We start from the raw sequence: 25,790 nt of genomic DNA, 5'->3' as shown, positions 1-25,790 counted from the left end.
ACGCGTCAGCGAGGCCCGCGTCTCCTCGATCTCCTGCCTCAGCCGGTCGGGTTCTTCAGCCATTGCGCGTCCTCCTTCAGCGTGTCGACGGTGCGGCGGGGCATGGGGTCCACGGTCTTGAGCTTCTTGCGGCCGTCGAGGAACAGCACCGCGCCGGCGGCGCCCCACAGGGCGGCGACGATGAGCGCGGCCCAGCCCGGGTCCATGACGTTGCTCAGCGCGGCCACGAGGGCGAAGCTGAGCAGCACGATGACCATGTAGCCGGCGAACGCGGCGCCGCCGAGCATCCCGGCGGCCTTGCCCGCCTTCGTCGCCTCCTGCTTCAGCTCGGCCTTCGCCAGCTCCACCTCCTGGCGGAACAGCTGCGACAGGTCGTTGCTGATGTTGCCGATCAGCTCGCCGATGGACGTCTCGGCCGCCTGCTCGCGGTGGTCCGGGCGGTTGGCGGTGGTCGTCATCGGGTGCCTCCGGGCAGGTCGGTCGGGTAGCCCTGGTCCGCGACGACCGGCGTGCCGGTGCCGGTGGCGGCGTAGGTCGAGCCGTAGACCGCCGTGGTGGCGGTGGTGGCGCCGATGTCGTACGCGTCCGCCGGGGTGGTGTATCCGGTGGTCCCGTAGTCCTCGGCCGCGCCGGCCTGCGAGGTGTACGTGTCATCGGCGGGCTTGCCCGCGGTGTCGTCGGCCTTCATCACGCCCTTGCCCAGCCGCCCGACCACGAACCCCGCCGCCAGGGCGGTCGCGAGGAACGCGCCGGGACGCCGCCGGGCGAAGTCGCTGACCTCGCGCAGCACGCCCTCGGGCCCGTTACGGTCCAGGTAGTCGGCCAGCTGCCGGCCGCCGTCGGCCACCCGCGCCACCACGGTAGCGGCAGGCGTGTCCTGCCGCTCGCCGCGCATCTCGTCGAGGTGGTCGGCGGTCTCACGGATCGTGGTCACCAGCTTGTCATTCTGCGTACGGGCCTGCTCGCCGACCCGGTCGCGCACCTCGGCGGCGACCGAGCGGGCCTGCGAGGCGGCCTCGGCGGCGACCCGCTGCGCCTGGTCCTTCGCGGTGCCGGCGACCTCGCTCGCCGCCTGCCCCGCCGCCTCCGCGCTCTGCCCGGCCACCTGTCTGGCCGCGGACGGCTCCTGCGCGTGGGCGCCGCCTGACGCGTACATGCCTGCGCGTGGATCGGTCATATCCAGCCTCCTCCAGCAGGATCGGCTCTCTCTGTCGCGATCTCGTCTACCCGCTTTGACCAGGCACAATCCATCCGGTCGGGAGTTTTCGGACGGCCCATGACGGGGTATCGGGGTCTTTCTCGCCCGGCGCGGCACGGCGCGCGGGCCTAGGATCTCTCCCGGACGAACCGGAGGCGCCATGGATCGCATCGCCGACATCTGGGGACCGCGGACCCCGCACCCGCGCGGCACGGTGTGGCCGGCCCGGATCGACCAGCACCTCGCCGACGGCATCACCGAGAGCGAGGTCGACCGGTGGGTGCAGAGCGCCTGCCTGCTCTGCAGCAACGGCTGCGGCTGCGACATCGCCGTCAAGGACGGGCGCATGGTCGGCGTCCGCGGCCGGGCCACCGACGTGGTGAACCACGGCCGGCTCGGCCCCAAGGGCCTGTACGGCAGCACCGCCTGGGCGCACTCCCCCGACCGGCTCACCCGTCCGCTCGTGCGCGAGCACGGCGAGCTCGTCGAGACCGACTGGGACACGGCGATGGCCCGGATCACCGAGGTCTCCCGGCGCCTGCTGGACGAGAAGGGCCCGCTGTCGCACGGCTTCTACACCAGCGGGCAGCTGTTCCTGGAGGAGTACTACACGCTGGCCGTCATCGGCAAGGCGGGCATCGGCACGCCGCACATGGACGGCAACACGCGGCTGTGCACGGCGACCGCCGCCGCGTCGTTCAAGGAGTCCTTCGGCGCGGACGGCCAGCCCGGCTCGTACACCGACATCGAGCACTGCGACGCGATCTTCCTGTACGGCCACAACATGGCCGAGACGCAGACGGTGCTGTGGGCGCGGATCCTGGACCGCACCCGGGCCGCCGACCCGCCGGTGATCGTGTGCGTGGACCCCCGCCGCACGCCGGTGGCGGCCGAGGCCGAACGCACCGGCGGCGTGCACCTGGCCCCGCGGGTGGGCACCAACCTGGCCCTCATGAACGGCCTGACCCGCGAGCTGTTCGCGAACGGCTGGGTCGACGAGAAGTGGGTCGCGCAGCACACGCTCGGCGGGGAGGAGCTGCGCGCGGTGGTCGAGCCGTACACCCCGGACGAGGTGGCGCGGATCTGCGGTGTGGCCGCCGCAGACGTCCGCCGGGCCGCCCGGATCTTCGGCACCAGCGGCGCGGTGCTCTCCACCGTGCTGCAGGGCTTCTACCAGTCGCACCAGGCCACCGCGTCCGCCGTGGCCGTGCACAACCTGCACCTGCTGCGCGGGCTGATCGGCCGCCCCGGCGCCGGCATCCTGCAGATGAACGGGCAGCCCACCGCCCAGAACAACCGGGAGACCGGTGCGGACGGCGACCTGCCCGGCTTCCGCAACTGGGACAACGAGGAGCACGTCCACGAGCTCGCCGGGCTGTGGAACGTGGATCCGCTGACGATCCCGCACTGGGCCCCGCCCACGCACGCCATGCAGATCATGAGCTACGCCGAGGAGGGCTCGATCGGCTTCCTCTGGATCTCGGCGACCAACCCCGCGGTGTCCATGCCGGAGTCGGCGCGCATCCGCCGGATCCTCGGCGGCGACCAGTGCTTCGTGGTCGTGCAGGACCTGTTCCTGACCGAGACCGCGCGGCTGGCCGACGTCGTGCTGCCCGCCGCCGGGTGGGGCGAGAAGACCGGGACCTTCACCAACGTCAACCGTACGGTGCACCTGTCCGAGAAGGCCGTGGAGCCGCCCGGCGAGGCCCGCAGCGATCTCGACATCTTCCTGGCGTACGCGAAAGCGATGGACTTCCGGGACGCCGCGGGTGAGCCGCTGATCCGCTGGCGCACCGCCGAGGAGGCCTTCGAGGCGTGGTGCGAGGCGACCCGCGGCCGCCCGGTCGACTACACCGGGCTGTCGTACGCGAAACTGCGCGGCCCCACCGGCATCCCGTGGCCGGTGAACGAGCGCGCGCCGGAGGGCACCGACCGCCTCTACGCCGACGCGGTGTTCCCCACCGCCACCGACTACTGCGAGACGTACGGCCACGACCTGCTGACCGGCGCGGCGGTGACCCAGCAGGAGCACCGCGCGTTGCGGCCCGACGGTCGCGCCTTCCTCAAGGGTGCGAAGTGGACGCCGCCGCACGAGGAGACCAGCGACGAGTATCCGCTGCTCTACAGCACCGGCCGTACGGTCTACCAGTTCCACACCCGCACCAAGACCAGCCGGTCCCGCTCGCTGAACGACGCCGCGCCGGACGCCTGGGTGGAGCTGTCCCCCGCCGACGCCGCCGGCCTGGGCATCGCCGAGGGCGACCTCGTCCGGGTCGAGTCGCCCCGCGGGTCCATCGAGGTGAAGGCGCGCGTCGGGCAGGTCATGCGGGGCGCGGTGTTCGCGCCGTTCCACTACGGCTCGGCCGGCGACGACCCGCCGGGTCAGGCGAACGAGCTCACCATGACCGTGTGGGACCCGGTGTCCAAGCAGCCGTACTTCAAGACCGCGGCGTGCCGGGTGACGAAGGTACGCGACGGCGACGGTCCCGCCCCGGCGCCCACCACTGCCGCGTCCGCCCCGGCCGGTGCCGGGGTGCCGCCGACCCGGGGCGGCGCCGCCACGACGAGCCGGCCGGTGCCCACGCCCGCGTACCCGAACGACCCGGGAGCGTCCTGATGCAGCTCGCCACCTATCTCGCGCTCGCGCACCGCGGCGAGCAGACCCTCGCGGACTCGTTCCGCGTCGTCGGGGAAGGCCATGCGCAGCATCCCGACGTGCTGTTCGTCTGCCGCGAGCTGGCCGGGATGAGCGACGACCACGTCCGGCGGCTCACCCCGATCGTGCGGCGCTACGGCGAACGCGCCGACGCCGGCGCCGACGAGCCCGAACGCCTGCACGCCGCCGGCCTCGCCGAGGTGCGCTCGGGCCCGGTCGGGCTGCTGCGCGACCTGCAGGACCTGCACGTGCTCGGCACGCTGGTGCAGACCACCTGGACCGTGGTGGCGCAGGCCGCCCAGGGCCTGCGCGACCGGGACCTGCTGCAGGTGGCGCAGGACGCCAACGGCGAGACCTCACGCCAGCTGTCGTGGCTCAACACCCGGATGAAGGCCGCCGCCCCGCAGGCGCTGATCGTCGCGACCGGGAGCTGATCGTGGCCGGCCAGGACAAGGTGGAGCGGTTGCGCCGCTGGGAGGACTCCGGCGCGACCTGGGAGGTGCTCGCCCGCGGCGCCGACGGGATCGTCATCGCGCTGCTGAGCTGCGACGCCGGCGAGGAGATGGACCGTCTCACCTCCGCGGACCCGGAGCTGCTCGCGTACGTGGGCGACCGCCGGCGCAGCGACGACTGACGAAGGCGCTACTGTCGTACCGTGGTGAGGATCGCCGCGGCCGCCGATGAGTGACCGCAGCCGCCGAAGCGTCGGGGTGATCGACGAGGTCGCCGCGATCGCGGCCATGCCCCGCCCCCTGCCGGAGCGGGCCGGTGCGCTGCTGACCGTGCTGCAGCAGGTGATCCACTCCGACGCCGCCTACCTGGTGCTGCTCGACCCGGAACGCCGGGTGGTGCCGGCCCTGGCCCGCCGGGGCTACCCCGGCCGCGTCCAGGAGTACCTCGACGGTCCGGCGATGATCGACGACCTCGAACAGGTCGGCATGCTGGGCCGCAAGCCCCGGCGGGTCTGCGACTCCCCGGTTCCGCCCGAGCAGGTACCGGTGTGGGCCGAGTACCTGCGCCCGGCCGGCTTCGGCGAGGGCGTCGGCGTGCCCCTGCACACCTTCGACGGCCGCTACCTCGGCGTCTTCGCGGCCAGCACGGAGACCACCGTCCCCCTCGACGAGGACACTTGTCACCTGCTCGAACGGCTCGCCCCGCTCATCGCCGACGCAGTGGACCCCCTGCGCGCCCTGACCGAGCTGGCCGCCCTGGTCACCGATGCGGTCGCCGGGGTCGTGCTCACCCGTGAAGGCGGGATCGAGCCCCTTCCCGGCCTGCCCGGTCACCCGGAGCTCGCTCCCGGCTCGCGTGCGCTGGCCGAGGCCTCGGCACGGCTGGGCGCCGCCGAGAGCCACGCCGTCCTGCTGACCACCACCACCCGGTGTGCCGGCCGGCGGCGCGACTACCTCAAAGTGACGGTCCTCGCCTGCCACGGAGTGCCGCCCGGCCACCGATCCGGGGTCGTGCTGCTGTCCCCGGCGCCCGACCTGCACACATTGACCCACCGCGACCTGACCGTTCTCGGACTGCTCATCGCCGGCTGGCAGCCGCGACGCGTCGCCGCCCACCTCGGACTGTCCCCCGGCACCGTCATGACCACCCTCGACCACACGCGCGCCGCGCTCCGGGCGCCCACCCGCGACGCCGCCGTACTCCGTGCCGCCGCCCTCGGCCTGTACCTGCCCGCGCCGATCGCACCGGACCGCGACTGATCGGGGTCATCCGAGGCGAGGCCGGGCACTAGGCTTGGGCTCTGCCGGCCGGCTTCCCACCGGCCGCAGACCCTCGACGATACGGTTGTCCTGGGACGGTGATGACGGCGTGGCACCGGTCGATCCGGAAGGCATCGTGCTGCGGATCGCCGCGGCCGGTTCCGCGGCGCGGGTGGAAGAACGCGCGGAGGACTTCCTGGAGCAGCTGCGGCGCGTTTACCCCTACGACGCGGCCCTCATCACCTTGTTCGATGCTCAGCGGCGGCTGCAGGTGCCGGTCACGCGGCGCGGCTACGAGCCGATTCACCCGTACCTCGACAGCGTCGCGTTCGTCGACGAGTTGGACGGCGCTTCGCTGCTGCGCGTCTCCCGTCCGATGCGGGTGATCGACCTGCCGATGGCGCCGATGGAGCTGCCCACCTGGGCGAAGCATCTGCGCCCTGCGGGTTTCCGGGAGGGCCTGGGTACGGCGTTGATCACACCGGACGGCCGGTACCTGGGTTTGTTGTGGATGAACAGCGGCGACGCCACCCCGGCCAGTGACGAGGTCTGCGCGCTACTGCACCGGGTGATGCCCTTGATCGCTTCGGCGCTGGATCCGCTGCGCACCGTCGGCGCGATGGCGGACATCGTCGCCGACGTCAGCGCCGGCGCTCTGCTGACCCGCTCCGGCCGGATCGAGGCTTTACCGGGGCGGCCGGGTCATCCGATGGTGTGCTCCGGATCCCCGCTGGTGCGGGTGTCCACCTCCGCGCTGCACCGCGACGGCGCCTACGCCAGCTTCGTGTATCCCGTGGACGGCGGCGTTCGCACCAGCGAGCTCGTGCGCGTCACCGTGCTGTCCTGCGCCGCGGTCGCGCCCGGCAATCTGCGTGCGGTGATCCTCATCAGCGCCGCGCCGCCGCTGCACGGACTGACGCGTCGCGAGCTGGAAGTGCTGGGCGGCCTGGTCGAGGGCTGGTCCAACGCCCGCATCGCCGCCACCCTGTTCGTCGCCGCTCGCACCGTGGTGTCGCACGTGGAGCACGTCATGGCCAAGCTCGGCGCCGAGTCGCGCACGATGGCAGCGATGCGGGCCAGCCGGCAGGGCCTGTACATACCGGTGGACCTCTCCACCGGGCCACCGGAGACGCTCCGCTGAGGCTGCCTCTCCACCCGGCGCAACGCGAGGGCCGCACCCGGTGGGTGCGGCCCTCGCACTTCCGTTCGTTGAGGCTACTTCAGCCAGGGGAGGCGCTTGACGATCGCGAGGCGGCTCCACAGCCGGCCCAGGCCGAGCGTGTCACCCGCCGAGGTGAGGGCGAGCAGCACCAGCACGCCGGCGTAGACGAGGTGGTCGTCCATGAACGGGTTGTTCTCCGGGGGCAGCACCGCGGACCACATCATGACCAGCAGGAGGCTGCCCGCCACCGCGGCGACCCGCAGGCCGATGCCGAGGATGAGCGCGGTGCCGATGGCCGCCAGCCCGATCATGAACAGCCAGTCGGCCCAGGCCGCGCCGGCGATGCCGTGGTAGAAGCCCTCGAACGGGCCGGCGACGGCCTTGCCGAGGAAGCCCTTGGTCGGGCTGCCGCCGTTGATCCAGGCGCCCTTCTCCGGGGTCGCCATGCCCAGGCCGAAGAGCTTGTCGATGAAGGCCCAGAGGAAGATCCAGCCGAGCGCCAGGCGCAGCCCCGCGAGGGTGTAACGGGCGGCCTTGCGGCGGGTGGTCTCGGTGACGGTCGCACCCGAGGCGCCGATCGACACCTTGGTGCCGTTGATCTCGGTGCTGATGGTGCTGGGGGCGTCGGCGTGCGGGACGGCGGTCATGGCGTCCACGTCCTTCCTGGTTCGTCGTGGCACCTACATTCCATCCCGCCGCCACGCCGATGATCAGTGCCGCGGGGCCCCACCCCGCCGGGACCTTCGGCCCCCGCCGGGGGGACCCCGCCGACGCCCGTCAGCCGACCTTCAGCCCGCCCTTGGCCAGGTCGTACGCGGGCAGCATGGCCTCGAACTCCGAGCTGTCGAGGGTGCCCAGCTCCACCACGACCGCGCCGCCCGGGGTGCGTACGGCGAACGCCCGCCGCTTGACGTGTTCCTCGAGCAGCTCCTGGTACTGCTCGAAGGACACCTCGACGGCGCCCTGCCCGCCGGCGGTGAAGGGCTTGTAGGTGACGTTGCGGGTCTTCTTCCCGGAGACGAGGGGCTGCAGCGCGGCACGCGGCTCGCCGCCCTTCGGGTCGGACCAGACGCGCAGGAAGCCGACGTGTCCGGCGGGCTTGGCGTCGATCTCGCAGACCATCCGCAGCGGCCCCTTGCGCGCGAGCTCGGCCAGCGGGTCGTCGTCGGCGACCTCGACCGCCTTGGGCTTCCACTTCGGCGCGACCGGGAAGGTCACCGGCAGCTCGCAGGCGCTGCCCTTCGCCCCGACGACCCCGTCAGCGGGGGCACCGGGTTCGGCGGACGAGGTGGTGCCGGGCTCGCCGTCGGGGCAGTACTGCTCGAGCTTGCCCAGCGCCGCCTGGAAGCCCTTGGTGCCGGCCTCGGCGTCCGGTGCGGCGGCCACCTTGTCGGCCTCCGCCGCGATCTCCCGGAGCACCGCGGCGAGACCCGGGTCGGTGGCCCGGGCGGCGTGGGCTTCGAGGTCGTCGCCGAGCTTGCCGAAGGTGTCCCGGTAGATGCGGGTGAGCGCGGCCTCGTCGGGCTTGCCGTCCTTCGCGGCCGCGCCGAGCTTCGAGAACAGGCCGACCACGACGTCGCGGGCGGCGCTGCCGCCGGAGGCGCAGATCTCGGCGGTGTTGCCGGCCGCGGCCGGGGCGGAGGACGCCGGTGCGGGCGCCGCCGTGCCGCCGTCCTTCGCGCCGCAGGCGCCGGTGAACAGGACCAGACCGAGACCGGCGGCCACAGCGGACAGATGGAAATGTTTGATCACAAGGCGAGCACTGTACGGGGAAACGGTCAGCCGCGCTGCCCCGCCGGATGCGGGGATCGCGCGATGCGCCCGGCCGCGGCCTGCGGATGCTGCTGCCGGCCGGCTCGTGCGTCCGCGCGATCGGCGACTACCAGAACGGATACCGCGCCGTCACCGCGAACTGGACCGGTGAGCCCGCCTGCGACCGGCTGCGGCTCGACCCGGTGCCGGAACGGCACGACCACCGGCGGCGGGCGTCCCGGGTGCGGCCTGAGAGCGGCCGCACCCGGTGACTGCCGCTACCGGATTCCCGGGTACGGCAACGTGGACCGCTGCAGCGGCAACGACCTGCCGGCGGTACGCAGGGTCGCGGCGCCCCGGCGGTAGAGCCGGCCGCCGTACCGCAGCCAGGCGATCTTCCCGTCCTCGCCGCGCACGAAGTTGGCGCGGAAGAACGTGTCCGCTCCCCCGGGCTCGAGAACCCGCACGTAGTCGCGGCGGTAGAACTCCAGCCGCAGCGCCTCCTGACCGTCGACCTGGACGCTGAGCCCGCCGGCGGCCGCCACGAGGTCGATCTCGACGGTGGCGGTCTCCCCCTCGAACCCGATCTGCGACCCCGAGTACCGGCCCTCGTACGCGGCCAGCGCGCCGGCCGGCAGCGACCGGGACACCGCCGGGAGGTTGCGCACGCCGGCGAAGCGGCGCAGCGCCCAGTCGTCGGCGAACAGCTCGGCCGTGAGCAGCGGTCCGCCCTCGGAGTTCGTGAGCACGGTCAGCGCGAACCCGCGCTCGGGCACTATGAGGAAGCCGGAGTGCTGGCCCGCCCAGTCCCCGCCGTGCTGCACCACCTTGGGCCCCTCGGCGGTCGGGCGCAACATCCACGTGACGCCGTAGCCGTCCAGCTCCACGAACAGCGTGCCGCCCGGCCCGGGGTGCGACTGCATCTCGTGCATCGAGCGCCGGGTGAGCAGGCGGCGGCCCGTGGGCGTACGGCCGTCGCCGAGGTGGAACCGGGCCCACCGCACCTGGTCGCGGGCGCTGGAGATGAGGCCGCCGGCGGGATGGATGCTGCGCGGCATCGCGAACGCCTCCGGCGCCGCGAACGGCTTGCCGTCGGCGCCCACGCCGTGCGGCACGGCGACCGTCGCGCCCGGGATGTCGTCCAGGAAGTAGGCGCTGTGCTTCAGCCGCAACGGGTCGAGGACGAGGGTGCGTACGGCCTCCTCGTAGGACGACCCGGTGACCACCTCGATCAGCCGCCCGGCGAGCGACAGGGCGGCGTTGTTGTACGAGAACACCTTCCCCGGCGGCGTGAGCTGGGGCAGCCGGGACATCGCCTCGACGTAGCGGGCGAGCGCGTCGTCGTCCGTACCGGTGTCCAGGAAGAAGTCGCCGAGCCACCCGGCGCTGTGGTTGAGCAGCTGCCGCACGGTGACGCGGGCCGACGCGGCCGGGTCGGTGGTGTGGAAGCCCGGCAGATAGCTCTGCACCGTACGGTCGAGGTCGAGGCGGCCGCGTTCGACCAGGCGCATCGCGGCCGTCCCCGTGAACGTCTTCGTCGTGGAGGCGACGCGGAACACGGTGTCGCCGTCCACCGGCGCCGGATCGTCGACGTTCGTGACACCGAAGCCGCGCACGTACTCCGTGCCGCGGTGCCAGACGCCGACCGCCACGCCGGGGATCGCGTACCGCTGCATGCCGGCGCGGATCTTGTCCTCCAGCTCCCGCAACGCCGGCGAGATCGGCGTCCGGCCGGCGGGCGCGGCGCCCGCCTCCGCCCCGGCCGCCACGGCCGCCACGGCGGCGACACTGCCCGCAGCGGCGCTCAGCAACGTACGCCGCGACATCGACACTGACATCGGCCTACCCCCTGTTCTCCGCGCGCCGACACGGCGCGGACCGAGCCCCCAGTATCGACCCTTGTCGCTATCCGATGGGGACACCGTTGCGGAGGGCTGCGAAGAGCCGCTCGAGGCGTGCCCGGTGGTCGTCGGCCACCGCGTCCGGCGGCTCGCCGGCGGTGAGCCGCCGGGCGGTCTCCACGATCACGGTGGCGTACCCGGCGATGAGCAAGGCGGCCAGCAGGGTGGCGTCCCCGCCGAAGGCCGGGTCCCGCTCCAGCTCCCCGGCGAGGGTGTCCTGCAGCTCCGCGGCGATCTCCCGCAGGCGTGCGACGAGCGCCGGCGACGCGGCGACCGTACGGAAGAACGGGATGGAGCCGTCCTTCACGCCGGACAGCGCGTGCCGCTCGTCGACGAGACGCAGGGCCGCGTCGCGCAGCGAGGTCAGTACGTCGACGTCCGGGGCGCGGTCGCTTACCGCCGAGCGCAGGAGGTCGGCGGCGTCGGCCTCGCGGTCCAGCAGCAGGTCCTCCTTGCGGGGGAAGTGTTTGAAGACCGTGACGCTGGAGACACCGGCCTCGCGCGCGACCTCGGCGACGGTGACCGCGTCGAAGCCCCGCTCGAGGAACAACCGGGTCGCGACCTCGGAGATCTTCGCGCGCGTCTGCGGGCCGCCTCGGGCGCCGGTCCTGGGCATCGGGCCTCACTTCCTTGCGTAACTAAACTTAGTCACTTAACTTAGTGGCATGACCACCGCTTTCCAGCAAACCTCACCACGGTCGTTACGCGAGGCGTGGGTGGCCCTCGCCGGCCTGTCCGCTGTCTTCCTGGTCGAGATGCTGGACACCTCGATCCTCACCGTCGCACTGCCCACGATCGGGCGGCAGCTGCACGCGTCCACCACCGCCCTGCAGTGGGTGACAGGGGCGTACGCGGTCGTGTTCGGCGGGCTGATGCTCGCCTCCGGCGCAGTCGCCGACCGGTACGGACCCCGGCGGGTCATGCTGGCCGGGCTGCTCCTGCTCGGCGCGGCGAGCCTGGCGACCGCTGCCGTCGGCACCGCGGGCCAGCTCATCGCCGTACGCGTGGCGATGGGCGTGGCGGCCGCGATGACGACGCCGGGGTCCATGGCGCTCGCCTTCCGGCTGTTCGACGACGACCGGCTCCGCGTGCGCGCGACCACCCTGATCTCGACCGTGGGCCTGGCCGGCCTCGCCGTGGGCCCGACCGCCGGCGGCTTCGTGCTCGCGGCCGCCCCCTGGCAGGTGCTGCTGCTGGTCAACGTGCCGATCGCCGGGCTCGCGTTCCTCGCGGTACGGTCCGGCGTCGCCCCGGACGTCCCGGCCGGGCTGCACCGCGACCCGGTGGACGTCGCCGGCGCGATGCTCGGCACCGCGACGATCATGCTCGCGCTCGTCGCGCCGACCCTGTTCGTCGACCGGGGTGCCGGGTCGTGGCTGCCGTGGGCGGGCACGGTCGCGGCCGGCGCCGGGGCGGTCCTCTTCGTGCTGCGCGAGCGGTCGGCGCGCCACCCGCTGCTCGACCTGCGGCTCGTGGCCCACCCGCTGGTCTCCAGCGGTCTGGCGTTCAAGGCCGCGGCCGGGCTGGCCACCGCCGGGCTCGGCTACCTGGTGACGCTGCAGCTGCAGCTGGACTGGGGCTGGACACCCGCGCTCGCCGCGCTCGGGATGCTGCCGCAGGTGGTCGTGCTCATCGCGGGCGGCGCGTTCATCAGCCCGTTCGTGCGGCGCGTGGGCCTGGAGCGGGCCGGTTGGCTCAGCGCCGCGGCGGTCGTGGCCGGCCTGGCGGTCTACGGCCTGCTCGGCCGGTTCGGGTACGGATGGGTGGCGCTCGCGCTGGTGCTCGTGGCCGCCGGGATGCGCGTGGTGGGCGTCGTCGCCGGCGTCAACGTGCTCCGGGGGCTGCCGAAGAACCGCACCACGATCGGCGCGGCGCTCACCGACACGGCCACCGAGGTCACGTCCGGCGCGGGCATCGCGGTCACCGGCACGATCCTCGCGGCGCTGTTCACCGGGGACCTCGCGACGTCGCAGTGGAGCGCCGAGCAGACCGCGCAGTTCCGGGAGGCGGTGACGATCGGGGGTCTCGCCCTCACCGTCGTGGCCGCGGCGCTCGTCGGCTGGGGCATCGCGCGTTCGCGGCGCGTCACTGCCCGCGATGCTCCAGGTACGCGTTGAGGGCCGCCGCGCCGCCGAGCATGGCACGGCTGCGGGCCGACAGCCGGGCGTGCCAGTCCCGCAGCATGGACTCCAGGGGCGCGACGCCGCCCGCGGAGCGCACCTGCTCGATCACCGGGGCGATCTGCTCCAGCAGGTAGCCGCCCCGGCGCAGCTGGTGGGCCAGCTGGGCGTCGCGGACGTCCGCCTCGCCGTAGACGCGGTAGCCGGTCCGCGGGTCGCGGCGCGGCCGGACCACCCCGGCCCGTTCCCACTTGCGCAGGGTGGCCGGGCGGATGCCGAGCCGTCGCGACAGCGGGCCGACGAACGTGTCGCCGCGCTCCGGGCGTACGGGATCCAGGTCGCGCAGGGCGACCTCGACGGCCCGGAGGGTACGGCGATCCGCGAGCAGCTGGGCGTGGCTCTCGTCGACGAGCCGCAGGGCCTCCTCGGTCGCGTCCCGGTTGACCGCCTGCATGACCGAGGCGGCCGTGGCATGGCCGAACCCGGGCCGCAGCGCGAGAAACGCCCGGAGCGCGTACGCGTGCAGCGGCGTATAGACGCGGTAGCCGTACGGCGAGCGTGCGGCGCCCGGGAGGATCCCCGCCTCCTCGTAGTTGCGGACCGCCTGGGTGGACAGGCCGTGCCCGCGCGCCAGATCGACCGGCCGGAGCCGCTCACCGTCTTGAAGCTTTTGCCCCACGTTCCTGCCCGCATTCGCGCAGAAGTTTCCACCGATGGTTCAAAGATACCGTTGAGGGAATGACCAACGTCGACGCCGCCGCCGTCCTGCGGCTCCTGTCCCGCCGCCCGCGCCTGCTCGCCCTCGGCGAACCCACCCACGGCGAGGAATCGCTGCTCGAGGTCCGCAACACGCTGTTCCGGCAGCTCGTGGAGCGGGAGGGCTACCGGGCGATCGCCATCGAGAGCGACTGCCTCATGGGGCTGGTCGTGGACGACTACGTCAGGTCCGGCACGGGCACCCTCGACGAGGCCATGGCGCGCGGCTTCAGCCACGAGTGGGGCGCCTTCCCCGGCAACCGCGAGCTGGTCCGCTGGATGCGCGCGTACAACGAGGACCGGCCCGCACGCGACCGGGTGCGCTTCGCCGGGTTCGACGGCCCGCTCGAGATCACCGGCGCGGCGAGCCCCCGGCAGGCGCTCACCGCCTTGCACGCATACCTCGCCGCGGCGGTGGACGCGGACCTGTTGCCGTGCACCGGGCAGACGCTCGACCGGCTGCTCGGCGAGGACGACCGGTGGCCGAACCCGGCCGCGATGATGGACCCGGCCGCGTCGGTGGGGCGATCGCCCGGCGCCGACCGGCTGCGGGTGCTCGCCGACGACCTCGTGTCCCTGCTCGAGGCGCAGACCCCCCACCTGATCGAGACGTCGTCGCGCGAGGACTGGCACCGGGCGCGGCTGTACGGGCGTACCGCCGCCGGGCTGCTGCGCTACCACTACTGGATGGCCGACACGTCACCCGGCCGCATGGCCCGGCTGCTCGGCGTCCGCGACTCCATCATGGCCGCCAACCTCCTGGCCGTCGCCGGCCAGGGCCCGACGCTGGTGACCGCGCACAACGCGCACCTGCAACGCACCGAGAGCAGCATGCGCCTGGGCGACCTTCCGGTGCACTGGTGGAGTGCGGGCGCGCTCGTCGACGCCCACCTCGGCGAGGCGTACGCCTTCCTCGCCTCCGCCGTCGGCACGATTCAGCACCGCGGAGTCGGCACACCACCCCCGGACACCATCGAGGGCGTCCTGTACGCCCGTCCGGACGAGACCTGCCTCCTCGACCCCCGGGACCTCGGCGACGCGACGCCGGCGGCCCGGGTCTCCCCCTGGTACGGCTACGCCCCGCTCGACCCGGAGCACGTGACCCGCGTGGACGGGCTCGTGTTCGTCAAGGACGCCCGCCGGAGCCCGGCCGGGTAGCTCAGGCGGCGACCGGCAGGCCGGCAAGCCGCCACTCGAGCATGCCGTCCACGAGCACGGCGCGTCAGGAGCAGCCCGGCCTGGCGCTCCAGCCGCAATATCGTAGAACGATGGAGCCGAGGCCCGCACCCGTCGCGCCCCGGCTGGGGCTGGCCGTCAACGCCGCCCAGTTCACCCTGCTCGTCGTGATCAACGCCTTGGTCGGCGGCGTGCTCGGCTCCGAGCGCACGGTGCTCACCCCGCTCGCCGAACGGGAGTTCCACCTCGACGGCTACACCGCCGCGCTGACGTACATCCTCGCCTTCGGCATCACCAAGGCCGCCACGAACTTCTTCGCCGGCACGCTCTCGGACCGCTACGGCCGCAAGCCCGTGCTGGTCGCCGGCTGGCTCGTCGCCGTGCCGATCCCAGCCATGATCATCTGGGCGCCGGGCTGGGGCTGGATCGTCGCGGCGAACGTGCTGCTGGGCGTCCACCAGGGTCTGTCCTGGTCCACCACGGTGATCATGAAGATCGACCTCGCCGGGCCCGCCCGGCGGGGGCTGGCCATGGGCCTCAACGAGGCCGCGGGCTATCTCGCCGTCGCCGCCACCGCGCTCGTCACCGGCGCCCTGGCCACGGCACACGGCCTGCGCCCGGCCCCCTTCCTGCTCGCCGCCGCCTACATCGCCGTCGGCCTCGGCCTGTCGGCCGTCTTCGTCCGCGAGACCCACGGCCACGCCCGGCACGAGGCCACCACCCGGAGCGGCGCGGCGGCGGCCGCCATGGCGACACGTGAGGTCGTGGCCGTGACGAGCTGGCGGGAACCTGCTCTCAGCTCGGCCAGCCAGGCCGGCATGGTCAACAATCTCAACGACGGCCTGGCCTGGGGCCTGTTCCCGGTCCTGTTCGCCACGGCCGGGCTGGGTCTGACCCGGATCGGCGCGCTGGCGGCCCTGTACCCCGCGGTCTGGGGGCTCGGTCAGCTCGTCACGGGCCCCGCCTGCGACCGCTACGGCCGCAAACCGTTCATCGTCACCGGCATGCTCATGCAGGCTTCCGCCCTTGCGCTGTTCGCCGCGGCCGACACGTTTGCGCTGTGGGCGACGGCGGCCGTCCTGCTCGGCGCCGGCACGGCCGCGGTGTATCCGACCTTGCTGGCGGCCGTCTCCGACGTCGCGCATCCCGGCTGGCGGGCCCGCGCGGTCGGCGTCTACCGGCTCTGGCGCGACGGCGGCTTCGCCGTCGGCGCCCTGCTCGCCGGCATCATCGCCGACCTCGCCGGGATCCGGACGGCCGTGGCGGTCGTGGCCGTCCTCACCGCGGTCTCGGGCCTGCTGGTCTGGGTCCGGATGTACGAGACCCACCGCAGGTGATCCCGTATGTCACCCTCCTGCGCCGGGCGCCTTCACTCCACGGGCGCAGACAGCGCGGACGTGCTCGTGGGATGCCGTCCGCAGGTGGCCGCCGGACCGAGGCCGTCGTCCAGGAGGAGTGGACCCGGCACCTCGGCCGCCGCACCACCGTGCGCCTGCACCAGATCCTCACCCGGCTGCGCGAGATCAACCGACCCGTACCGATGACCGGCGCGGAAGATCAGGCCGCCGGCCCGGCCTGAAGGCTGCGCATGTCGATACCCTGCGCCGTCAGCAGCTTCTCGACCGCGGCCAGGTCCAGCCCCTCCACGACGTTGTCCCCGTGCACGATGCGGAACGACTCGACGCCGTGCCGGCTCACGACCTCCACCCGCCACCCGCCGTCCGGCGTCACCATGCGCCCCTTCACCACGGCCTCCGCCGCGGCACGGTCCCGTACGGCCTGGGCGGGGGTCTTGTCGGGCCGCAGCCCGCGCCACGACGGATGCCGCAACCGGCCGTCGGGCGTCCAGTTCCGGTACGCCACCTCCCCCACGAACAGCGGCTCGACCCAGTGCGCGCCGCGGGCGAACTCCCGCGGGATCCCCGGCGCCGGGGCGGTGCGGCGGGCGTACGGGCGCAGCACGTCCTGCAGGTGGGTGAGCATCTCGTGGGTGAACCCCGTGCCCACCCCGCCGGCGAACGACAGCCGCCCGTCCGGGGCCGCCACCGCGGTCAGCAGCGAGCCGATCGTGCCGGCGCGGCGGCCCTGGCCCGGCTTCCAGCCGATGATCACGACCTCCTGGGTGGCGGAGACCGGCACCTTGATCCAGCTGGGCGACCGCCGTCCCGGCTGGTACGCCGACGCGAGCCGCTTGACGACGATGCCCTCGAGGCCCTGCGCCTGAGCGGCAGTCATGATCGCCTGCGGGTCGGCGCCGACGAAGTGCGGCGGGACCCGGACCGCCGCGGAGCTCAGGGCGAGCCCGGCGAGCAGGTCGCGGCGTTCGGCGTACGGGAGCGGCATGGTCGAGACCCCGCCGAGGTGGAGCAGGTCGAACACGTAGTAGCCGACGGGCACCGCCGCCACCAGCGCGGGCGCCGGATCGGCCACGTGCATGCGCTGCTGAAGCTGCGCGAACGAGGGCCGGCCGGCCGGGTCCAGCGCCACGATCTCACCGTCGAGGACCACCGGCCGGTCACCGGTCAGTTCCGGCAGCCCGGCGAGTTCCGGGTACGCGGCCGTGACGTCGTTGCCGTTGCGGGTCTGCAGGCGTACGCCGCCGCCCTCGACGAACGCGACGCACCGGATGCCGTCCCACTTGTACTCGATCGCCTGCCCGGGCTCCGCGGACGGCTCGCCGAGCGTGGCGAGCATCGGCGCGATCGACTCGGGCAGTTCCATGATCTCCAGTGACCTCCCTGCTGCCGCGACCGTCAAGCCGGGCGGCGGGAATCGAGCGAACTACACCGATGGCGTTCGGGAGCGATCCGGGCAAACGGCTCAGGGCTTGGTGCCGACGCCGACGTAGGTGAGGGTCGCGGCCGGGTCGCCGGAGAGGTCGCCGCCCGGGTCGGGGCGCCACTCGGTGCTGTGCACCACGCCGGGCTCGACGACGTCCCAGCCTTCCAGCAGCGCCTCGACGCGCTCCCGGTCGCGCGGGACGAGCGGCGTACCCGTGCGGTTGTAGAGGTCGACGAAGCGTTCCATCTCTTCGGCGCGCGCGGTGCCGGTGGCGTGCGAGATGGCCAGGCAGCTGCCGGCAGCCACCGCCTCGCGGTAGTGCCGCAGGGCCGCGGTCAGCTCCGCGCTGTCCGGGGCGAAATGCAGCACGGCGATCATGAGAACGCAGACCGGCTCGCCGAGGTCGAGCAGGCCGCGCAGGTCCGGGTCGGTGAGGACGGTCTCGGGCCGTTGCAGGTCGCCCTGGACCACGACCGTACGGGGGTCCGCGCCGATGATCTCCCGGGCGTGCAGGACCGCCGTGGGGTCGATGTCCACGTAGACGACCCGGGCGTCGGGCTGCACCTCGCGGGCCACCTCGTGCGTGTTGTCGTTCGCCGGGATGCCGGCGCCGAGGTCCAGGAACTGGCGGATGCCCCGCGCGGCGGCGAAGCGCACGGCGCGGCTCAGGAACGCCCGGTTGGCCTGCACGATGCGGGGCAGCTCGGGGACGAGCTCGCGGGCGCGGTCGGCGACCGCCCGGTCCGCCGCGAAGTTGTGGTTCCCGCCGAGGAAGGCGTCGTAGATCCGCGCGGCGCTGGGCCGGTTGGGATCGATCCCGGTCGGCAGATGGTGCTCCCCCGTCATGGCACCCCCAGTTTCGGCGAACCGCAACCACTGACCGTTCAGGTCACTCTACGTTGAGTAAGGCAGTGCAGGTGGCCGAGCCGCCGGAAGCGAGGAATGGTGCCGACGACCGATGCGTTGACCGGACTCCTGGTGGACGAGGCACCCGACGCGGTGATCGTCAGCCGGGCGGACGGCACCATCGTCATCGCCAACCGCCGCGCGCACGAGATGTTCGGGTACGAACCGGGCCGCATGCTCGAGATGTCCGTCGACGATCTCGTCCCGCACGAGGTGCGCGCCCGGCACCCCGGCGACCGCGCCGGATACCTCACCAGCGAACATCCGCCGCTGCGCCGGCTGCCGCTGCGTGGCGTACGCAGCGACGGTCACGTCTTCCCCGTGGAGATCTCGCTCGCCGCGGTGAGCATGCCCGGCGGCGACATGCTGGTGACGACCATCCTGCGCGACGACACGCTCAACCGGGAGGCCCAGGAGGCCCGGGCCCTGCTGGCCTCGATCGTGCAGTCGTCGCACGACGCGATCGTCACCACCGACCTCGACGGCGTCGTGCTCACCTGGAACCCCGGCGCCGAGCTGCTGTACGGCTACCCGGCCGCCAAGATGGTCGGGCAGAACGTCGACCGGATCGTCCCGCCCGAGCGGCGCGTGGACGAGGACGAGGTCCGCACGCTGGTTCGCATCGGCGGCCGCATGGACCGGTACCGCACCACGAAGCTGCACTCCGACGGCTCGGTCATCGCCGTGTCGGTGCTGGTCAGCCCGCTGCGCGACGCCGCCGGGACGATCGTGGGCATGACCACCACGGCCCGCGACATCAGCGAGCGGGAACGCGCCGAGGCGCAGGTGCAGGCCGTCCTCGACGCCGCTCCGGACGCCCTGCTCGGCGTCGACGAGGCCGGCGCGATCGTGCTGGTCAACGCCGAGGCGGAACGGCTGTTCGGGCTGCCGCGCTACGACCTCGTCCAGATGGGGGTACGCCGGCTGCTGCCCGACGGGTTGCCGCCGGCGGCCGCGATGCTGCGGACCGGCGGGGACTCCACGCCGCTGGACACCGAACGCATCGACGGGTCCCATGACCCCGCGGAGGGTGCGCCCCGCTGGGCCACGCGCACCGCGCGCCGCCGCGACGGCAGGGAGCTGCCGGTGGAGATCTCGTGCAGCGCGTTCGACGCGGACGGCCGGGTCATCGTCGTGGCCGCCGTACGCGACATCACCGAGCGGCTGACCGCCGAGGCCGAGCAGCAGGCCCTGCGCGACGAGGCCGAGCAGCAACGGGTCGAGGCCCGCCTGCAGCGCACCCAGCGGCTGGAGAGCCTGGGCCAGCTCGCCGGGGGCGTGGCGCACGACTTCAACAACCTGCTGGCCGTGATCCTCAACTACGCGTCGTTCATCGCCGAGGACGCGGCCGGCACGCCGTTCGCGCGCGACGCCGAGCAGATCGCCCGCGCGGCCCGCCGGGGCAGCGACCTGACCCACCAGCTGCTGGCCTTCGCCCGCCGGGAGGTGATCCGGCCGCGGCCGCTGGACGTCAACGCGGTCGTCGCCGAGGTGGAGCAGATGCTGCAGCGCTCGATCGGCGAGCACATGACGCTGGTGACCCGTACCTCGCCGGCGCCACCGGTGATGGCCGACCCGGGCCAGCTCGAACAGGTGCTCATCAACCTCGCGGTCAACGCGCGCGACGCGATGCCCTCCGGCGGGCACATCACGATCGACACCGCGGCGGTGCAGGTCGACGCGGACCATCCGGCCGCGCGGACAGGGCTGGAACCCGGCCCGTACGTGCGCATCCGGGTCTCCGACACCGGGACCGGCATGCCGCGCGAGGTGATCGACAAGGCGTTCGACCCCTTCTTCACCACCAAGCCGAGCGGGCAGGGCACCGGCTTGGGCCTGGCCACCGTCTACGGCATCGTCACGCAGGCCGGCGGCACGGTCCAGATCTACTCCGAGCCCGGGTACGGGACCACGATCACCATCCTGCTGCCCGTGACCGACGCCGTCGCCGAGGACGCCCGGCCGTCGGCGCCGCCCGGGGACTTCGGCGGGCACGGCGCGACCGTGCTGGTCGTCGAGGACGAGGCGGCGCTGCGCGAGGTGACCGAACGCATCCTGCGCCGCGGCGGCTACACGGTGCTGACCGCGACCGACGGGCTGGACGCGCTGCGCATCAGCCGTACCCACGAGGGCACGATCGACGTGCTGCTCACCGACGTGATCATGCCGGGCATGCTGGGCAAGGACCTGGCCGAGGCGGTCACCGAGGTGCGCCCGGGCATCCGGGTGCTGTTCATGTCCGGGTACGCCCAGCCCGTGCTGACCACGCACGGCACCCTGGCCGCCGACGTGCACCTGCTCGAGAAGCCGTTCACCGGCACGGAGCTGCTGCAGGCCCTGCACGCCCAGCGGCACGCGCCGCCCGGTGCGGATCACGGGCGGGCCGCGGCAGGTTTCGACCGGCCGCTCCCGGGGTAGCGCGGCTCCAGCGCGTAATCCTGGGGAGGACTGATCGGCCATGCCTTTCGACTGTACGATCGAGCGGGAGGGCGAGACCATCGTCGTCGTACCCGAGGGCGACGTGGACGTGGCGAACGCCGCGGTGCTGCGCCAGGTGCTGCAGCAGGTCGTCGAGCGCCGCGACTGCACGCGGCTGGACATCGACATGAGCGCGGTGACGTTCCTGGACTCCTCGGGTCTGGGCATGCTGGTGGCCGCGCACCGGGCCGCCGCCGCACAGGGCATCACGCTGCAACTGCGTGAGCCGGGCCCGATGGTACGCATGGTCCTCGAGGTCACCAACCTCGACAAGGTGCTCGCCCCGGAGGCCACCGCGGAGTCGTGAGCGCGGCTGCCGATGGTTGAGCGCCCGCGCGATGGGAAAGCCGCATTCGTGTACGAGCCAGACGAGTCAATGGCCACGATCGCGGACCTCGACGGGCTCACCGACCTCGTCGAGCGGCCACCCGCCGGAGGCGAGTTGTTCCTGCGCTGGTCCCAGGGACCAGCCGTCGATCTGGCCGAGAACCCCGGCGGGTCCAGCCGGGACACGCTCACCGGGATCGCCCTGCCCGGCCTGTCGGCCAACCCGCTCACCGTGGAGCGGTGGTGGGGCGCCCGGTCGCGCCGGCTCTGGGCGGCCCGCCGCCTGTACGACTACCGCCACCTGCACAAACCCGGGGTACGCCCGTGGGTGCTGCTCGGCGAGGCGTGTGGGCGCGGGCCGGACAACGAGCCCCTGGTGCGCTGCCGCAGGCCGCTGGCGTGGGTGTCGGACACGGCGCTGGCGCAGGCCCAGACGCTGGTCGAGGAGCAGCCGGCGGCGGCATGGGGACCCCTGGACCGGGCGGGTTCCCGGCCACCGCGAGGCGCCGCCTGAGCGGCGCACCGCGGTCCGCTCACCGCTCCGGACGGTATTCCGGTGTCCCTCCGGAGACGGCTTCGGGGTCGTAGCCCGCGCGGGTCCACCCCCGGCGTCTCGCCGCCGCCCGGCGTCTCGCCGCCGTCCGCGTCGAAGGCCGGCGAGGTGTCGTCGCCGGTCGGCGTGACGGAGTCGCCGGGCGCGCGTAGCGAGGCCTCGTACGCGGTGGAGCCGTCCGGCTCGTCGGTCGCATGGCGGTCGGTTGGGGTCTCATCGGTCATGGCCGAGAGCGTTCCCCCGGCCGCCGGGGGTAAACGAGCCGTGTACTCCTACTGATATGCATGACCCCGCCCGGCCGGGGCATCCGAGGCGGGTGCGCACATCTGTCCGGATCGTGATCGTCGACGACCACCCCCACTTCGTCAGCGGCCTCGCGCTCGTGCTCCACGAGGCGAGCGACGGGCATGCCACGGTGGTGGCGAGCACCGGCGACGCCTCCTCGGCCGCGAGCCTGGTCCGGCACTGGGAGCCCGACCTCGTCCTGGTGGATCTGCACGTGCCGGCGCCCGGCGGGATCCCGGCGATCGCCGCCGTACGCCGGGCGGCGCCCCGGGCCCGGATCGTGGCCATGTCCGGCGACGAGGACCCGGCGCCCGCGGTGGAGGCGCTGCGGGCGGGTGCGGAGGGCTTCCTGCCGAGGACGAGCGAGCCGGAACGCCTGCTGCAGCCGTTGCTGGCCATTCTGGACGGTTGGTCGGTGATGCCCGCGGAGCTGCTGGGCGCGGTGCTCGGCTCGGCCCGCAGCTCCCGGCCCGCTCCTCCGGTCGAGCTCGACGACCGGGACCGCACGCTGCTCCAGCTCATCGCCGCCGGGGCCACCACCACCGAGATCGCGGGTCGGCTGCACGTCTCCGAGCGCACCGTGAAGCGGTTGACGGCCTCGCTGCTGCGCAAGCTGCGGGTGTCCAGCCGTACGGAGGCCGCCGCCCTCGCCGGGAGCGCCGGGATCCTGTGGGAGAGGGCCGACGATGCCGGCCCTTCCTTCCATGGTGACGTCGAAGCTCAGCGGTGAGCGGGGTACGGGTCGGCACACGATGACGGCGTCGTGCCCGGGCCACCGCCCTCTGCCGCGGGCCCGGCACCGGCGAGCAGCGCGGCGATCCGGTCGGCAGGCGCCGGGCGCCCGTAGTGCCAGCCCTGCCCCTCGTCGCAGCCCAGCGTCTGCAGCACGGCTGCCTGCTCGAGGGTCTCCACGCCCTCGGCGACCGTGGCGAGCCGCAGGTCGTGGGCCAGGCCGACGATGGTGCGGACCAGCTCCCCCTCGCCCACGGCGGCCGGCAAGCCGCTGCGGGCGCGCTGCAGGATCGTCATGGGGCCGCGTTCTCGCCGGGTGGGGACTGTCCGGAGAGAATCATGCTGGGGGCGTACAGGTGCCGCCCGGGAGCAGAAGCGGTCCGCCTTGCGGAGCGAAAGACGGCCGGGCGGGGGTGATGTCCCCGCCCGGCCGCGTCCGGATCGCTGCTGTCAGCCTGCCCGGCAGGACGTCGTCGGCCAGGTCCAGTTGCCGTTGGCCATGATCGTTACGCCGAAGGTGTTGCCCGAGCCGTTCGGCCGGGCGGTGACGGTCCCCGTCGTGCCGCTGACCGAGGCGTTCCAGCTGTTCTGCAGGCTCTGGCCGCCGTTGAGGTTGAGCTGGACGGTCCAGTTGCTGGTGCCGCTGACCGCGACGTTGAGGTTGAACCGGTCGCCGAACTGCTGGCCGGCGGACAGGGTCGCGGTGCAGGAGCTGCCGCCCGGCGGCGGGGTCGTCGGCCCGGTCGGCGGCGGTGTGCTGGTGCCGTCGGGCGCCACGGCCCGCCCGGTCGACGGCGAGATCATGCCCGCGCACAGGCCCCGGCTGCTGAGCCCGGAGACGATCTGCGGGATCGCCGCGATGGTGGTCGCGTACTGGTCGTGCATGAGGATGCTCTGGCCGTTGGTGAGCCGGCTCGCCGCCTGCACGATCTGCGCGGTGCTGGCGCCGTTCCAGTCCTGCGAGTCGACGTCCCACGTGACCGTACGCAGGCCGAGCGCGGACGCCGCCGACTGCAGGGTGCCGTTGGTCTCGCCGTACGGCGGCCGGAACAGCTGCGGGGTGCCGCCGCCGCCGTTCTGGATCGCCGACTGGGTGCGCGACAGCTCCGACGACATCTGGCTCTGGCTGAGGTTGAGCATGTGCGGGTGGGTGTAGCTGTGGTTGCCGATCCACATGCCGGCGGCCTTCTCGGCGGCGACCAGCGACGGGTTGCTCGCGGCGTTCTGCCCGATGTTGAACAGCGTGGCCCGGACCCCCGCCTGCCGCAACGTGTTGAGCAGATTGTTGGTGTTGCTCGGGTTCGGCCCGTCGTCGAAGGTCAGGGCGACGTAGCCGTTGCTGCAGTCCGCGGCGGCGGCCGCCGTGGCCGGTCCTCCGGCGGTGCCGGCGACCACGCCCGCGGCCGTCAGGAGGCCGGCCGCGCAGGCGACGAGCGCGGACCGGACAGCTCTGTTGATCATGACTGCTCACCTTCCGTAGGGGATCGACGGCCGTCGTTGCACACCATTCTGGGAACCCGGCGCGCCGGACGTCAACAGGCAATTTCCGGAAGTTTTCAGAGCTGTTAACACGCTCTTTTGCGATGAGCTCGGCTTCCTGACAGAATCGCTGAGCGACTTGATGATCCGTAACTATCGGCCTCTTTCCGGTACGACTGCTAACGCTCACGTCCCTCCCCCAGCGACCGACCTATACCTCGTGACCTCCGATCGCCTGCCCGCCGTGGTGTCCCCGTACGGTCCGTACGCGGGAATGGGTCTGCACGTCCACGACCTGACGATCCGCGGCCACCACGGCGAGACGCTGCTCGCGGCCGACCAGGCCGAGGCCGTGCTGCGGATCCTGGGCGACGAGCGCACGCTCCGGGTCACCCGGCTGGGCCGCATGTACGCGCTGAGCTCGCTGGGCCGCCTCGACGAGGCCCTGGTCGTCGGCGAGGAGCTGGTCGCCGGGCCGAGCCACCTCACCGGGCCCCGCACCACCGACGCGAAGATCCTGGCCGACACCGGCCGGATGCTCATCCAGGTCGGCCGGGTCGACGACGGGCTGCACCACCTGGCCCGGGCCATGACGATGCTCGACGTCGTGCCCCGCAAGAGCCTGCGCTACTTCTCGGCGATGGCCTCGCTGGCCGACTCCGCCCGCGCCGCCGACCTGTTCGAGCTCGCCGAGGTCGCGATGCTCAACGCGATCGACGCCTTCGACTCCCCCGACGACCTGTACCGCGCCTCCGCCGAGCTGCAGTACGCCGAACTCCTGCTGGAATGGGCGCTGCGCCTGGAACAAGTCGGCTGCCCCGAGGAGGCGGCGGTCCTGGTCCACAAGAGCGTCACGCTGCTGCAGTACTGGACGGCCCGCGCCATCGACTCGCCGCTGGGCGCCGCCCTGCTCGCGGTCGGGCACGCGAAGACCGGCCGCCACGAGGAGGCGGCGGCCGTCGTGGGCCGGCTGCTGCCGACCGTACGGGCAGCCGGGCAGCACCACGAGGCCCGGCTCCTGCACCTCGCCCACGGCCTGAGCCTGCGCGCGGGCGGTGAGCTGCGCGCGGCCCGGCGGGAGTTCCTCGCCGCGCTCGAGCTGTGCGTGCTGCCGGCGCAAAGCCTGGTCTTCCAGTACGAGCTCGCCCTCACGGCGACGCTGGAGAGCCCGGGCGAGGCCACCCGGACGATCCTCGACGCGTTGCACAGCCACATCCGCGTGCTGTGGAGGCTGCGGCTGGACCGGCGCACGATGCTGCAGCAGGCGTACCGCCGGGTGGAGCTCGAGGCGGCCCGCAGCACCGCGGACCACGCGGCGGCCTCGGACGCGCTGACCGGGCTGGGCAACCGGCGCCTGTTCGACCGGCGCATCCAGGCGGTGTCCGGATCCGGCACGCTGCTGCTGATCGATGTGGACCGCTTCAAGTCCATCAACGACGAGTTCTCCCACGGCGTCGGCGACCGCGTGCTGACCGAGATCGCGGCGGTGCTGCGCGCGCACTGCCGCCACGACGAGGTGGCCATCCGCTTCGGCGGCGACGAGTTCGCGATGTTCCTGAGCACCAGCGCGGTCGAGGCCCGCCAGATCGCCGAACGGCTCCGGCAGGTGATCCTCGCCCGGGACTGGTCGGCGATCGCGCCCGGGCTGCGCGTGACGCTGAGCATGGGCCTGGCCACCTGCGGCGCGGACGAGAGCGGACGCGACCTCTACGACCGGGCGGACGCCCACCTGTACGCGGCGAAGCGAGCCGGCCGCAACCGGCTCGCCGCCGCCTGATCCGTCCGTACGCCGGGACCCGCTCGAGACAGCGGACGG

General features: G+C 73.3%; 26 protein-coding genes. 15 read left to right on the top strand and 11 right to left on the bottom strand.

Annotation, left to right across the window (positions count from 1 at the left end):
* Window positions 1-38: 38 nt before the first annotated feature.
* Window positions 39-458 carry a phage holin family protein gene (locus tag AB0K03_RS39230; RefSeq protein WP_364696614.1) on the bottom strand — a complete coding sequence of 140 codons (420 nt, stop codon included), beginning with the start codon at window positions 456-458 and terminating at the stop codon, window positions 39-41.
* A complete protein-coding gene (locus AB0K03_RS39225; RefSeq protein ID WP_364696612.1) occupies window positions 455-1,177 on the bottom strand; it encodes a hypothetical protein in 723 nt (240 codons plus the stop codon). Before AB0K03_RS39225 ends, AB0K03_RS39230 begins: the two co-directional genes overlap by 4 nt.
* A 181-nt stretch (window positions 1,178-1,358) precedes the next feature.
* Between AB0K03_RS39225 and AB0K03_RS39220 the strand changes: the two genes are divergently transcribed.
* The 5 genes from AB0K03_RS39220 to AB0K03_RS39200 all read left to right on the top strand — a co-directional run bounded on the left by AB0K03_RS39220 (window position 1,359) and on the right by AB0K03_RS39200 (window position 6,707).
* Window positions 1,359-3,815, top strand: a complete 2,457-nt coding sequence (locus AB0K03_RS39220; RefSeq protein WP_364696610.1) for a molybdopterin oxidoreductase family protein — start codon at window positions 1,359-1,361, stop codon at window positions 3,813-3,815.
* Window positions 3,815-4,288 (top strand): hypothetical protein, encoded by a 474-nt coding sequence (locus AB0K03_RS39215; RefSeq protein WP_364696608.1) that lies wholly within the window; start codon window positions 3,815-3,817, stop codon window positions 4,286-4,288. Before AB0K03_RS39220 ends, AB0K03_RS39215 begins: the two co-directional genes overlap by 1 nt.
* A gap of 2 nt (window positions 4,289-4,290) precedes the next feature.
* Window positions 4,291-4,488, top strand: a complete 198-nt coding sequence (locus AB0K03_RS39210; protein ID WP_364696606.1) for a hypothetical protein — start codon at window positions 4,291-4,293, stop codon at window positions 4,486-4,488.
* 46 nt (window positions 4,489-4,534) lie between these two features.
* The gene (locus AB0K03_RS39205) at window positions 4,535-5,566 is read left to right on the top strand and encodes a GAF domain-containing protein (RefSeq protein WP_364696604.1); all 1,032 of its coding nucleotides are present in this window, start codon (window positions 4,535-4,537) and stop codon (window positions 5,564-5,566) included.
* A 109-nt stretch (window positions 5,567-5,675) separates the two neighbouring features.
* Window positions 5,676-6,707, top strand: coding sequence for a LuxR C-terminal-related transcriptional regulator (locus tag AB0K03_RS39200; protein WP_364696602.1), 1,032 nt, complete (start codon window positions 5,676-5,678; stop codon window positions 6,705-6,707).
* A gap of 74 nt (window positions 6,708-6,781) precedes the next feature.
* On the opposite strand, the gene AB0K03_RS39195 is transcribed toward AB0K03_RS39200, so the two are convergent.
* Window positions 6,782-7,408: a DoxX family protein gene (locus AB0K03_RS39195; RefSeq protein WP_364696600.1), complete on the bottom strand. Its 627-nt coding sequence runs from the start codon at window positions 7,406-7,408 to the stop codon at window positions 6,782-6,784.
* A gap of 97 nt (window positions 7,409-7,505) precedes the next feature.
* On the bottom strand, window positions 7,506-8,480 hold the full coding sequence (locus AB0K03_RS39190; protein WP_364696599.1) for a lipoprotein: 975 nt from the start codon (window positions 8,478-8,480) through the stop codon (window positions 7,506-7,508).
* A gap of 47 nt (window positions 8,481-8,527) precedes the next feature.
* Here AB0K03_RS39190 and AB0K03_RS39185 point away from each other — a divergent pair, with 47 nt between their 5' ends.
* Window positions 8,528-8,752 (top strand): hypothetical protein, encoded by a 225-nt coding sequence (locus AB0K03_RS39185; RefSeq protein WP_364696597.1) that lies wholly within the window; start codon window positions 8,528-8,530, stop codon window positions 8,750-8,752.
* Window positions 8,753-8,758: 6 nt separating this feature from the next.
* Here the strand turns inward: AB0K03_RS39185 and AB0K03_RS39180 are convergent, their stop codons facing one another.
* On the bottom strand, window positions 8,759-10,318 hold the full coding sequence (locus tag AB0K03_RS39180; protein WP_364696595.1) for a serine hydrolase domain-containing protein: 1,560 nt from the start codon (window positions 10,316-10,318) through the stop codon (window positions 8,759-8,761).
* Window positions 10,319-10,385: 67 nt separating this feature from the next.
* A complete protein-coding gene (locus AB0K03_RS39175; RefSeq protein WP_364696593.1) occupies window positions 10,386-10,997 on the bottom strand; it encodes a TetR/AcrR family transcriptional regulator in 612 nt (203 codons plus the stop codon).
* A 49-nt stretch (window positions 10,998-11,046) separates the two neighbouring features.
* Here AB0K03_RS39175 and AB0K03_RS39170 point away from each other — a divergent pair, with 49 nt between their 5' ends.
* Window positions 11,047-12,498, top strand: coding sequence for an MFS transporter (locus AB0K03_RS39170; protein WP_364696591.1), 1,452 nt, complete (start codon window positions 11,047-11,049; stop codon window positions 12,496-12,498).
* Here the strand turns inward: AB0K03_RS39170 and AB0K03_RS39165 are convergent.
* Window positions 12,467-13,180, bottom strand: coding sequence for a TioE family transcriptional regulator (locus tag AB0K03_RS39165; RefSeq protein WP_364696589.1), 714 nt, complete (start codon window positions 13,178-13,180; stop codon window positions 12,467-12,469). The genes AB0K03_RS39170 and AB0K03_RS39165 overlap by 32 nt on opposite strands.
* Before the next feature lie 59 nt (window positions 13,181-13,239).
* Between AB0K03_RS39165 and AB0K03_RS39160 the strand changes: the two genes are divergently transcribed.
* The 3 genes from AB0K03_RS39160 to AB0K03_RS39150 all read left to right on the top strand — a co-directional run bounded on the left by AB0K03_RS39160 (window position 13,240) and on the right by AB0K03_RS39150 (window position 16,012).
* On the top strand, window positions 13,240-14,415 hold the full coding sequence (locus AB0K03_RS39160) for an erythromycin esterase family protein (protein ID WP_364696587.1): 1,176 nt from the start codon (window positions 13,240-13,242) through the stop codon (window positions 14,413-14,415).
* Between the two features lie 110 nt (window positions 14,416-14,525).
* Entirely contained in the window at window positions 14,526-15,770 is a 1,245-nt protein-coding gene (locus AB0K03_RS39155) for an MFS transporter (protein WP_364696585.1), read from the top strand.
* A gap of 71 nt (window positions 15,771-15,841) precedes the next feature.
* Window positions 15,842-16,012 (top strand): hypothetical protein, encoded by a 171-nt coding sequence (locus tag AB0K03_RS39150; RefSeq protein ID WP_364696583.1) that lies wholly within the window; start codon window positions 15,842-15,844, stop codon window positions 16,010-16,012.
* On the opposite strand, the gene ligD is transcribed toward AB0K03_RS39150, so the two are convergent.
* The gene (ligD, locus tag AB0K03_RS39145; protein ID WP_364696581.1) at window positions 15,991-17,154 is read right to left on the bottom strand and encodes a non-homologous end-joining DNA ligase; all 1,164 of its coding nucleotides are present in this window, start codon (window positions 17,152-17,154) and stop codon (window positions 15,991-15,993) included. The two genes, AB0K03_RS39150 and ligD, sit on opposite strands and share 22 nt — an antisense overlap.
* A gap of 99 nt (window positions 17,155-17,253) precedes the next feature.
* A complete protein-coding gene (locus AB0K03_RS39140) occupies window positions 17,254-18,060 on the bottom strand; it encodes an SAM-dependent methyltransferase (RefSeq protein WP_364696578.1) in 807 nt (268 codons plus the stop codon).
* A gap of 99 nt (window positions 18,061-18,159) precedes the next feature.
* Between AB0K03_RS39140 and AB0K03_RS39135 the strand changes: the two genes are divergently transcribed.
* The 4 genes from AB0K03_RS39135 to AB0K03_RS39120 all read left to right on the top strand — a co-directional run bounded on the left by AB0K03_RS39135 (window position 18,160) and on the right by AB0K03_RS39120 (window position 22,493).
* Window positions 18,160-20,538 carry a PAS domain S-box protein gene (locus tag AB0K03_RS39135; protein WP_364696575.1) on the top strand — a complete coding sequence of 793 codons (2,379 nt, stop codon included), beginning with the start codon at window positions 18,160-18,162 and terminating at the stop codon, window positions 20,536-20,538.
* 40 nt (window positions 20,539-20,578) lie between these two features.
* On the top strand, window positions 20,579-20,905 hold the full coding sequence (locus AB0K03_RS39130; protein ID WP_364696572.1) for an STAS domain-containing protein: 327 nt from the start codon (window positions 20,579-20,581) through the stop codon (window positions 20,903-20,905).
* Between the two features lie 69 nt (window positions 20,906-20,974).
* Window positions 20,975-21,439 (top strand): DUF6098 family protein, encoded by a 465-nt coding sequence (locus tag AB0K03_RS39125; protein WP_364696569.1) that lies wholly within the window; start codon window positions 20,975-20,977, stop codon window positions 21,437-21,439.
* Between the two features lie 355 nt (window positions 21,440-21,794).
* Window positions 21,795-22,493 carry a response regulator transcription factor gene (locus AB0K03_RS39120; protein ID WP_364696566.1) on the top strand — a complete coding sequence of 233 codons (699 nt, stop codon included), beginning with the start codon at window positions 21,795-21,797 and terminating at the stop codon, window positions 22,491-22,493.
* Here the strand turns inward: AB0K03_RS39120 and AB0K03_RS39115 are convergent.
* Together AB0K03_RS39115 and AB0K03_RS39110 are read right to left on the bottom strand one after the other, a co-directional pair.
* The gene (locus AB0K03_RS39115; RefSeq protein ID WP_364696563.1) at window positions 22,484-22,792 is read right to left on the bottom strand and encodes an EAL domain-containing protein; all 309 of its coding nucleotides are present in this window, start codon (window positions 22,790-22,792) and stop codon (window positions 22,484-22,486) included. The two genes, AB0K03_RS39120 and AB0K03_RS39115, sit on opposite strands and share 10 nt — an antisense overlap.
* Before the next feature lie 153 nt (window positions 22,793-22,945).
* A complete protein-coding gene (locus AB0K03_RS39110; RefSeq protein WP_364696560.1) occupies window positions 22,946-23,956 on the bottom strand; it encodes a polysaccharide deacetylase family protein in 1,011 nt (336 codons plus the stop codon).
* Between the two features lie 238 nt (window positions 23,957-24,194).
* Here AB0K03_RS39110 and AB0K03_RS39105 point away from each other — a divergent pair, with 238 nt between their 5' ends.
* On the top strand, window positions 24,195-25,751 hold the full coding sequence (locus tag AB0K03_RS39105; protein WP_364696557.1) for a GGDEF domain-containing protein: 1,557 nt from the start codon (window positions 24,195-24,197) through the stop codon (window positions 25,749-25,751).
* Window positions 25,752-25,790: the final 39 nt, after the last annotated feature.

The sequence above is a fragment of the Actinoplanes sp. NPDC049316 genome, from assembly GCF_040677315.1.
Classification (GTDB): domain Bacteria; phylum Actinomycetota; class Actinomycetes; order Mycobacteriales; family Micromonosporaceae; genus Actinoplanes.
The sequence above is the reverse complement of the archived record's forward strand: the minus strand, read 5'-3'. Positions and strand labels throughout refer to the sequence as shown.

Excerpts from the sequence above, each read along its gene's own strand:
- AB0K03_RS39230 (WP_364696614.1), bottom strand. The coding sequence starts at position 458 with ATGACGACCACCGCCAACCGCCCGGACCACCGCGAGCAGGCGGCCGAG.
- AB0K03_RS39225 (WP_364696612.1), bottom strand. The coding sequence starts at position 1,177 with ATGACCGATCCACGCGCAGGCATGTACGCGTCAGGCGGCGCCCACGCG.
- AB0K03_RS39220 (WP_364696610.1), top strand. The coding sequence starts at position 1,359 with ATGGATCGCATCGCCGACATCTGGGGACCGCGGACCCCGCACCCGCGC.
- AB0K03_RS39215 (WP_364696608.1), top strand. The coding sequence starts at position 3,815 with ATGCAGCTCGCCACCTATCTCGCGCTCGCGCACCGCGGCGAGCAGACC.
- AB0K03_RS39205 (WP_364696604.1), top strand. The coding sequence starts at position 4,535 with ATGAGTGACCGCAGCCGCCGAAGCGTCGGGGTGATCGACGAGGTCGCC.
- AB0K03_RS39185 (WP_364696597.1), top strand. The coding sequence starts at position 8,528 with ATGCGGGGATCGCGCGATGCGCCCGGCCGCGGCCTGCGGATGCTGCTG.
- AB0K03_RS39180 (WP_364696595.1), bottom strand. The coding sequence starts at position 10,318 with ATGTCAGTGTCGATGTCGCGGCGTACGTTGCTGAGCGCCGCTGCGGGC.
- AB0K03_RS39175 (WP_364696593.1), bottom strand. The coding sequence starts at position 10,997 with ATGCCCAGGACCGGCGCCCGAGGCGGCCCGCAGACGCGCGCGAAGATC.
- AB0K03_RS39170 (WP_364696591.1), top strand. The coding sequence starts at position 11,047 with ATGACCACCGCTTTCCAGCAAACCTCACCACGGTCGTTACGCGAGGCG.
- AB0K03_RS39160 (WP_364696587.1), top strand. The coding sequence starts at position 13,240 with ATGACCAACGTCGACGCCGCCGCCGTCCTGCGGCTCCTGTCCCGCCGC.
- AB0K03_RS39155 (WP_364696585.1), top strand. The coding sequence starts at position 14,526 with ATGGAGCCGAGGCCCGCACCCGTCGCGCCCCGGCTGGGGCTGGCCGTC.
- AB0K03_RS39150 (WP_364696583.1), top strand. The coding sequence starts at position 15,842 with ATGCCGTCCGCAGGTGGCCGCCGGACCGAGGCCGTCGTCCAGGAGGAG.
- ligD (WP_364696581.1), bottom strand. The coding sequence starts at position 17,154 with ATGGAACTGCCCGAGTCGATCGCGCCGATGCTCGCCACGCTCGGCGAG.
- AB0K03_RS39140 (WP_364696578.1), bottom strand. The coding sequence starts at position 18,060 with ATGACGGGGGAGCACCATCTGCCGACCGGGATCGATCCCAACCGGCCC.
- AB0K03_RS39130 (WP_364696572.1), top strand. The coding sequence starts at position 20,579 with ATGCCTTTCGACTGTACGATCGAGCGGGAGGGCGAGACCATCGTCGTC.
- AB0K03_RS39125 (WP_364696569.1), top strand. The coding sequence starts at position 20,975 with ATGGCCACGATCGCGGACCTCGACGGGCTCACCGACCTCGTCGAGCGG.
- AB0K03_RS39115 (WP_364696563.1), bottom strand. The coding sequence starts at position 22,792 with ATGACGATCCTGCAGCGCGCCCGCAGCGGCTTGCCGGCCGCCGTGGGC.
- AB0K03_RS39110 (WP_364696560.1), bottom strand. The coding sequence starts at position 23,956 with ATGATCAACAGAGCTGTCCGGTCCGCGCTCGTCGCCTGCGCGGCCGGC.